Origin of the sequence: Paenarthrobacter sp. TYUT067 (assembly GCF_023656375.1) — a bacterium.
In the GTDB taxonomy this organism is placed as follows: domain Bacteria; phylum Actinomycetota; class Actinomycetes; order Actinomycetales; family Micrococcaceae; genus Arthrobacter.
Genome location: NZ_JAMOIT010000019.1, coordinates 19,388 through 31,946, shown reverse-complemented (window position 1 = coordinate 31,946; position 12,559 = coordinate 19,388). Strand labels below are relative to the sequence as shown.

Genomic DNA, 12,559 nt, shown 5'->3' with positions numbered 1-12,559 from the left:
CGCTGGTAAGCGTCTGCCGGCGGCTCTCCGCTGCCGTAGAAGTTGCCTTGCGCGGTGTCGCCGCGACTGACGGTGCTAGTTGTCCTTCTTGTCCTCTTTGTTGAGGCGCGCGATGGTTTCTTCCGGGGTCTCGACGGCGGCAGGAGCTTCCGTCTGCGCGGCGGTCAGGGATGACGCATCATCCGGAACAACGGGCGCTTCCTCGGGGGTGGTCTCGACCACCTTGGTGACAGCCTGACGGTGAACCGTTGCCTGGTTACCCGGCGAAAGCTCAATCACGACTTTGTTCTCGGCTTCGTCGATGGACACGATGCGGCCAAAGAGACCGAAGCTGGTCATGACGTCAACCCCGGGAGCGAACTTTGACTGCATCTCAGCCTGCTGCTGCTGGGTCTTCTTGTTGCGGCGGAACATCATGAAGACAAAGAGTCCCAACATGACGAACAGCAATATGGTCATTGGATCCACAGGGAAGTTCCGTTCTGTACTTACGTTTTGGTTCACGGCAACGTCCCTGGCAGATCCGCAGAGCGGGCATGGATCAAGGACTCGAACGTGCCGAGCGTCATACCAGTCTAGTGGGAAAAGCTGAACAGAGGGTGTTAACCCACGGTATCCACGCTTTCGGCGTGGTTTTCATCCTCACCAAACAGTGCCAGTGTCTCCTGACCGAACACCCCGGCCGGGACGGCGTAGCCAAGGTGCGTCCAGGCGGACGCCATCGCGATCCGGCCCCGCGGAGTGCGTCCCAAAAGACCCTCACGGACCAGGAACGGCTCAGCCACGGTCTCCACCGTCTCGGGTTCTTCCCCCACGGCGATAGCCAAAGTGGACAATCCCACTGGACCGCCGTTGAACTTGGTGATCAGGGCTTCAAGAACGGACCGGTCAAGCCTGTCCAATCCACGCTCGTCTACTTCATACATATCCAGAGCCGCTGAAGCTGAACGTGCATCAATCTGCTCAATGCCATGAACCAGCGCCCAGTCACGGACACGGCGAAGCAGTCTGTTGGCGATACGTGGCGTTCCCCGGGACCGGCCCGCTATCTCCGTAAAGCCCGCAGAGTTGACCTTCAGGTCCAGTAGGCCCGCGGAGCGCCGCAGGACGAGCTCGAGTTCGGCGACGGAGTAGAACTCAAGGTGCCCGGTGAATCCGAATCGATCCCTCAGAGGCCCCGGAAGAAGCCCAGCTCGGGTTGTTGCGCCCACCAGGGTGAAAGGTGGCAGTTCCAAAGGAATGGCGGTTGCACCAGCGCCCTTGCCCACCACAATGTCCACGCGGAAGTCCTCCATGGCCATGTACAGCATTTCTTCCGCCGGCCTGGACATGCGGTGTATTTCGTCGAGGAAAAGGACCTCCCCCTCCGATAGGGAGGAAAGGATGGCGGCAAGATCTCCCGCGTGCTGGATGGCCGGGCCGCTGCTGATACGCAACGGCGCGTTCATTTCCGCTGCGATGATCATGGCAAGGGTTGTCTTGCCTAGTCCTGGCGGCCCTGACATCAGCACGTGATCGGCGCTGCGGCCACGCATTTTGGATGCCTCGAGTACCAATGCCAGTTGTTTGCGGACCCGATGCTGTCCCACGAAATCGTGCAGGTTCTTGGGCCGGAGTGCGGCTTCAATGACCCGCTCTTCCGGTTCCTCTCCCCCGCTGACGAGTGACTGCTCAGCCACGGCTGCCTACACGATTGCCTGCGCGCGCCCCATCCTGACCCAACCAACGCAGCGTTGCCCGGAGGATTTGGGCCACGTTTCCTGCGTCCACGAGTTCCGGGGAGTCGGCCATTGCTTTGTCGATGCTGCCGTTGGCGTCCTTCTCGGACCAGCCCAAGCTGGTCATGGCTGCGACAACCTGCGGCTTCCATTCGGCGTTTGGGGCAGCGGCGGGCGCAGTGCCTGTGCCGGTCCCGTGGGGAACCAACTTACCGGCGAGCTCAAGGACAATCCGGCCGGCCACCTTGGGACCGATTCCCGGCACCTTGGTAAACGTCTTGCTGTCTCCAGTGTGCGCCGCCACCCGGATGGCCTCCGGTTCATGCACGGCAAGGACGGCCAAGGCCAGACGTGGCCCTACCCCGCTGACGCTGAGCAGGACATCAAAGACTTCCCGTTCGTCGTCGTCGGCGAAGCCGAACAGTGTCAAGGAATCTTCACGGACGATCATGGACGTGAAGAGCTTGGCTTCTGTTCCTGTCTTGAGGTGACTCAAGGTCTGCGGCGTGGCAAAGACACTCATTCCCGCACCGTTGAGGTCGATGACAGCGGTGGACAAACCAACGTGGGCTACCGTTCCACGGAGAAAACTGATCAAGACCCGGCTCCTGAAATACTGCCTGCTCCGTTGCCGCAATACTGTGTCAATACTGCGGCCAAAGCGGACTATCCGAACATATCTACGAATACCCTAACAAGGCGAGCCGACAATCACCGTGCGCGGCGCGCTTTTGCTTCCGCGTCAGCCCATGCTTTTTGGGCGGGAGTGAGACCGCCCTTACCGTTCGCGCCGGTAGCTGAACCCATTCCACTACCTGCGCGCCATGCATGGGTCAGGGCAAGCGCGAGAGCGTCCGCAGCATCAGCAGGCTTCGGTGGAGCATCCAGGCGCAGGATCTTGGTAACGAGCTTGGTCACTGCATCCTTATTGGCCGTGCCGCTGCCTGTTACCGCGGCTTTGACCTCCGACGGTGTGTGCAACGCGACGGGGATGCCACGGCGTGCGGCCGCAGCGATGACGACGCCCGAAGCCTGGGCCACACCCATGACCGTGCTGACGTTCATCTGCGAGAAAACACGCTCGACGGCGACGACGTCCGGCTGATGCAGGTCCAACCATTCATCAATGGCTTGGGCAATGACCAGCAGGCGCTTATCCAGAGTGAGCTCAGCAGAGGTCCCCACTACCCCAACGGCCACCATGGTGGCCCTGCGGTTCTTTTCAATGTCCACCACACCTATACCGCAACGGGTGAGGCCCGGATCGACTCCCAATACGCGAAGAGTCAAGTCCGGGCCTTCCTGGTGGCTGTGAAGCTGCTAAATGTCAAAATGACGCGCTGCGCCGTGGCCGGCTATTCGGCGTCGAGGGCAGCCTGGACTTCCTCGCTGAGGTCCGCATTGCTGTAGACGTTCTGGACATCGTCAAGATCTTCCAGGGCATCCACGAGTTTCATAAACTTCTTGGCGCCGTCGACATCCAGTTCCACCTGCATGGAGGGAACGAACTCGGCTTCATCTGTCTCGTATTCGATGCCCGCTTCTTTCAGGGCGTCGCGGATGGCCTGAAGATCAGAGGGTTCGGAGTGGATCTCCCAGTTCTCTCCGCTGTCTTTGACTTCTTCGGCTCCGGCATCGAGGACCGCCATCAGGATGTCGTCCTCGCTGAGGCCGTTCTTGGGCAGGACCACAACACCCTTGCGGGCGAAGAGGTAGCTCACGGAACCGGGATCGGCGATGGTGCCGCCGTTGCGGGAGATTGCAAGGCGCACCTCGGATGCAGCGCGGTTCTTGTTGTCCGTCAGACATTCGATCAACAAGGCCGAACCCTGGGGACCACGAGCCTCGTACATGATCTCGGTGTAGTCCACCACTTCGCCGGTGAGGCCAGCACCGCGTTTGATGGCGCGGTCGATGTTGTCATTGGGAACCGATGTCTTCTTGGCCTTCGTGACGGCAAGTTCAAGTCCCGGGTTGCCGGCGAGGTCCGGACCACCCATGCGGGCAGCAACTTCGATATTCTTGATCAGTTTTGCGAACGACTTTGCACGCCTGCCGTCAATGATGGCTTTCTTGTGCTTGGTGGTCGCCCATTTGGAGTGGCCTGACATGCTTTACGCTTCTCCTCTGATCATTCGAATAAAGAGTTCATGCACGCGTTTCTCTCCCGTCACTTCCGGATGGAAGGAGGTGGCCAGTAGTTGACCGGAACGCACTGCAACAATTCTAGCCACTCCGTGCAAAGTAGCCGTGTGGCTGGCGTGGTCGGGGTCGACCTGGGCAAGGACCTCCACGCCCGGACCTACGCGTTCCACCCAGGGGCCCCGGATAAATACAGCGTGAACGGGATCCACACCGGACTCCCCTGCGCTGAATTCAAGGCCCCTGAAATCCAGGTCGGTCTCGAAGGACTCCCGCTGGCGGCCAAAGGCATTCCTGCGCACGGTGATATCCAGCCCACCAAAGGTCTGCTGCGGATTTCCGTGCAGGTCAGTTGCAGGGTCCGCGATTTCATCGGCCAACAGGATCATGCCGGCACAGGAGCCGTAGACCGGCAGGCCGTCCGCGATCCGCTTTTGAAGTGGATCACGGACTTCGAAAATCCGGGAGAGCTTGTCAATGGTGGTTGATTCGCCGCCGGGGATGATCAAGCCGTCAATGTCGTCAAGCTCTGACGGGCGGCGTATACCCACGCCGGTGGCGCCAGCGGCCTCTACAGCGTGGATATGCTCGCGGAAGTCGCCCTGAAGAGCCAGCACGCCGATCCGGAGTCCTGAACCCACGCGCGACGAAGCGTCAGAAAGGGGGTTGGTCATTCGACCATCATAGAGGCCCAGGCCATATGGCGCTGTCAGCGTTGACCAAGCCCACACGCGAGGTAGCCGGTTCCATGCCCTGACTGGGATATATTACAGAGCATGCTTTCCTTCAGCGTTCCCCTCGGCAAGCTGGTCCGCACACTGTCCCGGCTCCGGGGCGGAGGCTCAGCTTTTCCCGGCTTGGTGGTTGAGAAAATCGATCCCGGCTTCATGCAGCGAACGCTGGCTTCGCTCCCCCTGGGCGTAGCCGTGGTCAGCGGCACCAACGGCAAGACCACCACCACCAAGATGGTGGTGGAACTCCTTGAAAGCCAAGGCCTGAAAGTCTTCACCAACCGCAGTGGCAGCAACTTCACCCGTGGGGTGGCCGCTTCGCTCCTGGGTGATGTGGACTGGCGCGGTCGGCTGGACGCAGACATTGCCATCCTGGAATTGGACGAAGCCCATGCCGTGCACTTCGTCAACAAGGTTGAGCCGCGGTACAGCCTCCTGTTGAATGTCCTCCGCGACCAATTGGACCGCTTCGGGGAAATTGACAAGACCGCCCGGCTGCTGGAGCACATCGCCTCCAAGACCACCGGCACAGTTGTCCTCAACCGGGAAGACCCACGCGTCGCCCGGATTGCCAACGCCATCAATACCCTCGATGCCGTCCACCACCCCGAAGTCCGATACTTCGGCCTCGACGAATCTTTGCGCAGCACCTTCCCCAACGACGACGAAATGCGCACCACGGCAATCGGCCCGTCCCCTTCGGGCACTTCCGTTGCCGCTGAAACAGGTGAGGATGTAGATCTGCCGGCAGCCGACGTCGTACTCCGACGCGTTGGAGCCCAGGACGCCGACTTTGAGTTCGACGGCGAAACCGTCACCACAACGATGAAACTACGCGGCGTGTACAACATCTTCAATGCAGCGGCGGCTTTGTCCCTGGCGAGGTCCGTCTTGGGAACCGGGCCCGTTGATACACCTAAGCTCGTGAAGGCTTTGGGAGAAGTTGCTCCCGCGTTCGGGCGCGGTGAGAGCCTCACCGTGGACGGACAGCCTCTGGAGCTGGTGCTCGTGAAGAACCCCAGTGGTTTCCGTCTCGGGCTGAAGTCCTTCCCCGCCGGCGGCTACGCCACCATGATCGCCATCAACGACAACTACGCCGACGGCAGGGACATGTCCTGGCTGTGGGACGTTGAATTCGACTCCCTGCGCGAAGATGGCGTGGAGGTCCTCACCGGCGTTCGCGCCTACGACATGGCGCTGCGTCTGCAGTATGACGATGTTCACTTCGGAGTGGTCGAACCGGACATCACCGCGGCCCTGCGGACTTTCATTGACGGCTCGCGGGGCAAACCCAAACGGGTCTTCTGCACGTACACTTCCATGCTCGCCATCCGCCGCGAGCTGGCCAAAATCACCATAGTTGAGGTGGTCTCATGACCTCGGAAGCACAACCCACGCCGCACGCAACGCCGGACGTACAGCCCAGCAAGGGGACCATCCGCGTTCTCCAGCTCTACCCGCGCGAAATGAACATCTACGGTGACTGGGGCAACGCCCTGGTCCTGAAACAACGGATCAAGTGGCATGGCTACACTCCGGAGCTTCTCGAGTACAACGTGGGCGACGACTTTCCTGACGACGTCGACATCATTGTGGGCGGAGGCGGGCAGGACAGCGGCCAGCTGGTGATCCAAGACGATCTCCAATCGCGTGCCGGCCAGCTGAAGCAGCTGGCGGACGAGGGCGCTCCCATGCTGGTGATCTGTGGGCTCTACCAGCTTTTCGGGAAGTTCTTCAAGACCAGCACGGGCCCTGTGATTCCGGGCATCGGCATCCTTGACGTGGAAACCCATGGTACTGACGAGCGCCTCATTGGCAACGTGACCATGAAGTCCACCGAGTTCGGCGACATCCTTGGCTATGAGAACCACAGTGGGCAGACTACGTTGGGGCCCGGCGTCGAGCCATTAGGCACGGTGACAAAAGGCGCAGGCAACAACAGCAAGGACGGGCACGAGGGCGCCCGTTACAACAATGTTGTAGCGAGCTACCTGCACGGTTCGTTGCTCCCAAAGAACCCGGCCATTGCGGACTTCCTGATCCGCACAGCAGCCGAACGCAAGTTCGGCAGCTTCGTGCCAGGAAAGCCCGACGACGATTACGCCCGCCTTGCGCGCGAACACGCAGCCCGCCGGCCGCGGTAGCCGCTACTTTTCCTTGGTGATCAGCAGTTCGTGCGCTCCCGCGGTGGCTGCTCCCATGGACTCTACAACCGCTTTGGTTCGCTGGTGGGTTGCGGCATCGGCCGCAGGGGTCGCGCAGACCCCTTGTGGTGCGTCGCTGGCTACGGAACACCATCGATAGGGGTCCCGAACAATAACCGAGGGGGCCCATGCGAGGTCAGAAGCAGTCCATACACCTGAGGTGTTTTGACTGAATTGTGCCCTGACCAATAGTCCTTCGTTGTTCACGACGTACCACGGTGACAATTCAGTGACACCATTGCCGAGCCCGTACACAATCCACGTGCCTTTGTAGTTCTCGATCGGCAGCACCGAGTGCGTGTGGTGGCCGTAGATCATGGTGAACTGGCCGCTGTCCACCAACGCGTGCGCAACCTCCTGCTGCTGGGCAGTGGCTTCGCTGGCGTACTCGTCGCCGGCGTGCATGACTCCCAGGACGATGTTGGCCCCAAGGGCCTTGGCTTGTTTTGCCTTCGCGATCATTGCCGCCGGATCCAGCTCGTCAACCAGCCAAGGGTATTCCGGGATCTGACCATTGTGGCCATACGTTCCAATAATCACGGCCACTTTGGCGGCGTCCGTCTGGAGCATGAGTATCTCCTTGGATGCCGCCTCCGTCCGGTAGGAACCGGTGTGCTTTAGGCCCGCTGCGTCCAGGGCGTCCAGCGTCCGGAGCAAACCTTCGGTGCCGCGGTCAATGGTGTGATTGCTGGCCGTCGTGCAGGCCTTGTATCCAACATCCTTTGAGGCCGTAATGATTTGCGGCGGTACGTTGAAGGACGGGTAGGCAGAGAACGGCCCATCCGGACCAGCCACGGGTGTTTCCTGGTGGCAAATGGCGAGGTCGCTGTTGCGAATGTAGCGTCGTTGTCCTTCGAGAAGCGGGACGAAAGTGTAGCCGGGCTGACCCGCCGCAGCTGCGTCAGCTCTCGCTTGTTGCCAGAGCTGGGTATGAACCAGCATGTCACCTGTCACCGTGATGGAGGTGCAGCGGAGCTCCGGACAGGCGGGGCCTTTGCCCGGGGTGGGGTTTGGTGCCGGAGTGCGCGTCGGACTGGGTGTCTGGGCAGCAGGGGCCGAGGCGCCGGTGCTGCGTTCAGCGTCATCGTTTTCTGCAAGAACGCCGCAGGCGCTCAGGGACAGGGCTAGAGCAATACCGCTCACCACGAGTGCCGCCCTGTGAGTACGGAACCGTCCCCCGGAAAATGTGATCTTGCCCATGACTTTCATCCTACGGCGCTGGCCCGACGCATCCGGGCGTGCCGCTCTTGAGGACACGATTCTTACGTGAAAGAGTCACTTCATGACCAACCCACTCTTGAGCCCCAGCCATCTGCCCTATGGGCTTCCGCCCTTCGCCGGCATTTCGGCCGAGCATTACTCCCAGGCCGTAGAGGAGGGTTTGAGCGCACATCTGGATGAAATCGCCAGCATCACGAACAACCCGGAGCCCGCCACCCTGGAAAACACAGCCGTGGCCATGGAACGGTCAGGACAACTGCTCAGCAGGGCTGCCGCAGCCTTCTTCACAATGGTTTCCGCTGATGCTTCGGACGCCATCAAAGCGCTGGAAACAGAGCTGTCCCCCAAACTGTCAGCACATCAAGACGCGGTTTACATGAATCGCGGACTCTATGAGCGATTCGCCGCAATCGACACAGCAGGATTGGATGCGGAGTCGTCCCGGCTGGTGCAGGAGTACCTCAAAGAGTTCCGGCAGTCAGGCATCCAGCTCGATGCCGCCGGACAACACCGCCTGCGTGAAGTCAACGCCGAGCTCTCACGATTGGGCACTGAATTTGGCCAACGCGTCAAAGAGGCCATGAAGTCTGCCGCCCTTCTCCTGAACGACGCCGAGGAGCTGGCAGGGCTGCCGGCTGAAGCGATCACCGGCGCCGCGGAAGCAGCCAGGAATGCGGGGCATGACGGTAAGTACTTACTGACCCTGATCCAGCCCAGCAACCAACCCGCTTTGGCGTCCTTGGAAAACCGGGCCATCCGCCGTCGGCTTTACGAAGCATCCCTGGCACGCGGCACCGATGGCGGCGCCTTGGACGTTCGTGACCTGGTGAAGGCCACTGCCCGATTGCGGGCTGAGAAGGCGGCGCTCTTGGGATTTGCCAACTTTGCTGAGCTGGTGATTGACCAGCAGACGGCACCCGGGTTCAGTGAGGTCAAGGCAATGCTGGCTCGGCTGGCCCCCGCAGCCGTGAGGAATGCCGAATCGGAGGCGGAGGCTTTAGCGGAAGTCGCCGGCCACGAACTTGAGCCGTGGGATTGGGCGTACTACTCTGCCCGGGTTCGCAAGGAAAAGTTTAAGGTGGATGAACAGGCTCTCCGCCCCTTTTTCAGCCTCGATGCTGTGCTCAACGACGGAGTATTCCATGCTGCGACACAACTCTTCGGGGTGACTTTCCATGAGCGCGATGATTTGGAAGGCTATCACCCTGACGTCCGCGTCTGGGAGGTCCGACATGAAGACGGCAGCGGGCTGGGCCTCTTCCTGGGCGACTACTACACCCGTGAGTCAAAGCGCGGAGGTGCCTGGATGAATTCCCTTGTAGAACAATCCAGCCTGCTGGGAACCCGTTCCGTGGTGATCAACAACCTCAACATCACCAAACCGGCACCGGGTGAGCCCACGCTCTTGTCCTTGGACGAAGTCCGTACAGTTTTCCATGAGTTCGGCCACGCGCTTCACGGCCTGTTTTCCGACGTGACCTATCCGCGGTTCTCCGGGACGTCCGTACCTCGGGACTTTGTGGAGTATCCGTCCCAGGTCAACGAAATGTGGATCATGTGGCCCGAGGTCCTGGCCAACTATGCTCGCCACTATTCCACGGGGGAGGCACTCCCCCCTGACACCGTGGACAATCTCAACGAGTCCTTGCTATGGGGAGAAGGGTTTGCGACCACCGAATACCTCGGGGCCGCACTTCTGGACGTGGCCTGGCACGTGCTGTCCGAGTCCGAAGTTCCGCAGGACGTTCTCGCCTTCGAAACCAAGGCGCTGGCTGATGCGGCGATCGTGCACCCGCTGATCCCGCCGCGGTACCGCACCGGGTATTTCCAACACATCTTCGCCGGTGCGGGGTATGCAGCGGGCTACTACTCCTACATTTGGAGCGAGGTGCTGGACGCCGACACTGTGGAGTGGTTCAAGGAACACGGTGGCCTCACACGCGCGAACGGCGATCACTTCCGATCAGAGCTGCTTTCCCGGGGCAACAGCCGCGATCCCCTGGAGTCGTTCCGCGCCTTCCGGGGCCGCGACGCAGAGCTGGGACCCCTCCTGAAGCGCCGCGGACTGGAGTAGAACGACGCCGGGCCGGTCACCTTGGAAGGTGACCGGCCCGGCGTCGTACTTCTTTAGCTGTTTACCAGCCGCGCTCTGCGAGGCGGTGGGGCTGGGGGATGTCGTCGACGTTGATGCCGACCATGGCTTCGCCCAGGCCGCGGGAGACCTTGGCGATGACGTCGGGGTCGTCGTGGAACGTGGTGGCCTTCACGACGGCGGCGGCGCGCTCTGCCGGGTTGCCGGACTTGAAGATACCGGAACCGACGAACACACCGTCGGCGCCGAGCTGCATCATCATCGCAGCATCAGCCGGGGTCGCGATGCCACCGGCGGTGAACAGCACCACGGGAAGCTTGCCGGTGGCGGCAACTTCCTTGACCAGCTCGTACGGGGCCTGCAGTTCCTTGGCCGCAACGTACAGCTCGTCCTCGGGCAGGGCTGCGAGTTTGGCGATCTCGGAGCGGATCTTGCGCATGTGCCCGGTGGCGTTGGAAACATCGCCGGTGCCGGCTTCGCCCTTGGAACGGATCATGGCCGCGCCCTCGTTGATGCGGCGCAGGGCCTCACCAAGGTTTGTGGCACCACAAACGAAGGGAACGGTGAAGTTCCACTTGTCGATGTGGTTGATGTAGTCGGCCGGGGTCAGGACCTCGGACTCGTCGATGTAGTCAACACCGAGGGACTGCAGGACCTGGGCTTCGACGAAGTGGCCGATGCGGGCCTTGGCCATGACCGGGATGGACACGGCGGCGATGATCGCATCGATCATGTCCGGATCGGACATGCGGGACACGCCGCCCTGGGCGCGGATATCGGCCGGGACACGCTCGAGAGCCATGACGGCCACGGCACCGGCATCTTCGGCGATGCGAGCCTGCTCGACGTTAACGACGTCCATAATGACGCCGCCCTTGAGCATCTCCGCCATGCCCCGCTTAACGCGGCTGCTGCCCGTGACGCTGTTCGCGGACGAACCGGCTTCGTTGCTTACATCTGGTGTAGACACAAAAACCCCTATGGGTAGATAAACGACCTTTTTGCCGGAGGCACGCGCAGCCACACGACCGCAATCAGCGCACACCGGGTTTCAGGTCAAGGTGACCAAGTACTAGTAATAGTAGTCGCACCTTGCATGCCGGCAGTACATTCATTACCACCTTGGAGGGCAACACAACGGACTGTGGTAGGTCAAGTGCACAACTGCGGCCCAGGGACTCTGGTCGGTTGCCAGTTCCACACGTGAGCTATGGTTCTCTGGCCTTTACGCCGGCGCAGTTCCATCGGCTTCGGCCATGGCTTGCCGCCGGACGGTGGACATGCGCTGAACAATGGTGATGACACTCGCCAGGGCCAGGAGCACCAGGGTCCCGAATAACACCACCGGTGGGAGGCCCAATCCCGTAAGCCCGGTGATGAGCAACACTGATGCCAAACGTTCCGCGCGTTCGGCGATTCCCACGCTCGCCTGGTAGCCCAAGGACTCGGCTTTAGCCCGGGCATAGGAAACAACCATGCCGAGTACCAGGCAGATGACGGCGGCAGTACCAATAGCAGGATCTTCACCTCCGGTGAAATACCAGATGGTGAGGCCTGCGAAGATCGCACCATCGGCGAGCCTGTCCAAGGTGGAATCCAAGAAATTACCCCAGCCACCGCTGCGGCCCTGCAGCCTCGCCATGATGCCATCGACGACGTCCGAGAAGGCGAAGAAGGCGACCACCACAGAGCCCCACCATAGGAAGCCCAGCGGGTAGAGGACGAGTCCGCCCAAAATCACCCCTAGGGTCCCGGCAATAGTCACGGCGTCCGGAGACACACCGATCCTCAGGAGCCAACGCGCTAAAGGAGTAAAAAGTGAAGTGAAGAAGCCGCGCGCATGCCTATTGAGCATTCGACTCCCCCGGCCAGGCTTCAGCCACAAGCTTGCGGACCTCATCGAGTGTCTGCGTGATGGCCTTGGTCTGTGCGATGATCGGGAAGAAGTTTCCGTCCCCGCCCCACCGAGGAACCACGTGCTGGTGCAGATGCGCGGCGATGCCGGCACCCCCTGTCACCCCTTGGTTCATGCCCAGGTTGAAGCCGCTCGGATTTGAAACCTTCCGTAACACGCGCATAGCCGTCTGAGTGAGGTCGGCGAACTCGGCGGTTTCTTCCACGGTGATGTCTGTGTAATCGGGAACGTGCCGGTAGGGGCAGATCAAGAGATGACCCGGGTTGTAGGGGAACAGGTTCAGGACGACGTAACAGGTCCGCCCGCGGTGGACGATCAGGGATTCCTCATCTGAGCGCGTGGGTCCTACACAGAACGGGCAGTCGTCCTTGTTCTTGAATTGATCCTGCCCGCCCTTGATGTAAGCCATCCGGTGTGGAGTCCACAGGCGCTGAAACGCGTCCGGTACGCCGGCCAATCCGAAGTCATCGGTTACGTCGGCATCACCCGGAAGGCCAGCTGCCGCGCCTGTGTTCTCCTGCACCGTCTGTGTTCCG

Annotated in this window: 13 protein-coding genes; 3 read left to right on the top strand and 10 right to left on the bottom strand. The window is 61.1% G+C overall.

Going from position 1 to position 12,559, the window contains the following annotated elements:
* Positions 1 to 75: 75 nt before the first annotated feature.
* The 6 genes from yajC to pdxT all read right to left on the bottom strand — a co-directional run bounded on the left by yajC (position 76) and on the right by pdxT (position 4,534).
* Complete coding sequence (yajC, locus tag MOD31_RS16765) at positions 76 to 459, bottom strand: preprotein translocase subunit YajC (RefSeq protein WP_024816850.1); 384 nt, start codon at positions 457 to 459, stop codon at positions 76 to 78.
* Between the two features lie 143 nt (positions 460 to 602).
* A complete protein-coding gene (gene ruvB / locus MOD31_RS16760; RefSeq protein ID WP_024816851.1) occupies positions 603 to 1,679 on the bottom strand; it encodes a Holliday junction branch migration DNA helicase RuvB in 1,077 nt (358 codons plus the stop codon).
* A complete protein-coding gene (gene ruvA, locus MOD31_RS16755) occupies positions 1,672 to 2,316 on the bottom strand; it encodes a Holliday junction branch migration protein RuvA (RefSeq protein WP_142939061.1) in 645 nt (214 codons plus the stop codon). Before ruvA ends, ruvB begins: the two co-directional genes overlap by 8 nt.
* A gap of 113 nt (positions 2,317 to 2,429) precedes the next feature.
* The gene (ruvC, locus tag MOD31_RS16750) at positions 2,430 to 3,008 is read right to left on the bottom strand and encodes a crossover junction endodeoxyribonuclease RuvC (RefSeq protein WP_142939060.1); all 579 of its coding nucleotides are present in this window, start codon (positions 3,006 to 3,008) and stop codon (positions 2,430 to 2,432) included.
* A 65-nt stretch (positions 3,009 to 3,073) separates the two neighbouring features.
* A complete protein-coding gene (locus MOD31_RS16745) occupies positions 3,074 to 3,829 on the bottom strand; it encodes a YebC/PmpR family DNA-binding transcriptional regulator (RefSeq protein ID WP_166840600.1) in 756 nt (251 codons plus the stop codon).
* A gap of 3 nt (positions 3,830 to 3,832) precedes the next feature.
* Positions 3,833 to 4,534, bottom strand: coding sequence for a pyridoxal 5'-phosphate synthase glutaminase subunit PdxT (gene pdxT, locus MOD31_RS16740; RefSeq protein WP_142939058.1), 702 nt, complete (start codon positions 4,532 to 4,534; stop codon positions 3,833 to 3,835).
* 102 nt (positions 4,535 to 4,636) lie between these two features.
* Between pdxT and MOD31_RS16735 the strand changes: the two genes are divergently transcribed.
* Positions 4,637 to 5,968, top strand: coding sequence for a Mur ligase family protein (locus tag MOD31_RS16735; protein WP_142939057.1), 1,332 nt, complete (start codon positions 4,637 to 4,639; stop codon positions 5,966 to 5,968).
* Complete coding sequence (locus tag MOD31_RS16730; RefSeq protein ID WP_250821166.1) at positions 5,965 to 6,735, top strand: type 1 glutamine amidotransferase; 771 nt, start codon at positions 5,965 to 5,967, stop codon at positions 6,733 to 6,735. The genes MOD31_RS16735 and MOD31_RS16730 overlap by 4 nt, the downstream gene beginning before the upstream one ends.
* A 3-nt stretch (positions 6,736 to 6,738) precedes the next feature.
* Here MOD31_RS16730 and MOD31_RS16725 read toward each other — a convergent pair whose 3' ends face one another.
* Entirely contained in the window at positions 6,739 to 8,004 is a 1,266-nt protein-coding gene (locus tag MOD31_RS16725; RefSeq protein ID WP_250821189.1) for a CapA family protein, read from the bottom strand.
* A gap of 73 nt (positions 8,005 to 8,077) precedes the next feature.
* On the opposite strand from MOD31_RS16725, the gene MOD31_RS16720 reads away from it, so the two are divergent.
* Positions 8,078 to 10,090 (top strand): M3 family metallopeptidase, encoded by a 2,013-nt coding sequence (locus tag MOD31_RS16720; RefSeq protein WP_250821165.1) that lies wholly within the window; start codon positions 8,078 to 8,080, stop codon positions 10,088 to 10,090.
* A 61-nt stretch (positions 10,091 to 10,151) separates the two neighbouring features.
* Here MOD31_RS16720 and pdxS read toward each other — a convergent pair whose 3' ends face one another.
* The 3 genes from pdxS to MOD31_RS16705 form a co-directional block, all read right to left on the bottom strand.
* The gene (pdxS, locus tag MOD31_RS16715; protein ID WP_017197521.1) at positions 10,152 to 11,078 is read right to left on the bottom strand and encodes a pyridoxal 5'-phosphate synthase lyase subunit PdxS; all 927 of its coding nucleotides are present in this window, start codon (positions 11,076 to 11,078) and stop codon (positions 10,152 to 10,154) included.
* Positions 11,079 to 11,333: 255 nt separating this feature from the next.
* Complete coding sequence (gene pgsA / locus MOD31_RS16710) at positions 11,334 to 11,963, bottom strand: phosphatidylinositol phosphate synthase (RefSeq protein WP_142939052.1); 630 nt, start codon at positions 11,961 to 11,963, stop codon at positions 11,334 to 11,336.
* On the bottom strand, positions 11,953 to 12,546 hold the full coding sequence (locus tag MOD31_RS16705; RefSeq protein ID WP_166840592.1) for an HIT domain-containing protein: 594 nt from the start codon (positions 12,544 to 12,546) through the stop codon (positions 11,953 to 11,955). Before MOD31_RS16705 ends, pgsA begins: the two co-directional genes overlap by 11 nt.
* Between the last annotated feature and the right edge of the window lie 13 nt (positions 12,547 to 12,559).

Bases quoted from the DNA above. Each gene is read 5' to 3' on its own strand.
- yajC (WP_024816850.1), bottom strand. From the start codon at position 459: ATGACCATATTGCTGTTCGTCATGTTGGGACTCTTTGTCTTCATGATG.
- MOD31_RS16745 (WP_166840600.1), bottom strand. From the start codon at position 3,829: ATGTCAGGCCACTCCAAATGGGCGACCACCAAGCACAAGAAAGCCATC.
- pdxT (WP_142939058.1), bottom strand. From the start codon at position 4,534: ATGACCAACCCCCTTTCTGACGCTTCGTCGCGCGTGGGTTCAGGACTC.
- MOD31_RS16735 (WP_142939057.1), top strand. From the start codon at position 4,637: ATGCTTTCCTTCAGCGTTCCCCTCGGCAAGCTGGTCCGCACACTGTCC.
- MOD31_RS16730 (WP_250821166.1), top strand. From the start codon at position 5,965: ATGACCTCGGAAGCACAACCCACGCCGCACGCAACGCCGGACGTACAG.
- MOD31_RS16725 (WP_250821189.1), bottom strand. From the start codon at position 8,004: ATGAAAGTCATGGGCAAGATCACATTTTCCGGGGGACGGTTCCGTACT.
- MOD31_RS16720 (WP_250821165.1), top strand. From the start codon at position 8,078: ATGACCAACCCACTCTTGAGCCCCAGCCATCTGCCCTATGGGCTTCCG.
- pgsA (WP_142939052.1), bottom strand. From the start codon at position 11,963: ATGCTCAATAGGCATGCGCGCGGCTTCTTCACTTCACTTTTTACTCCT.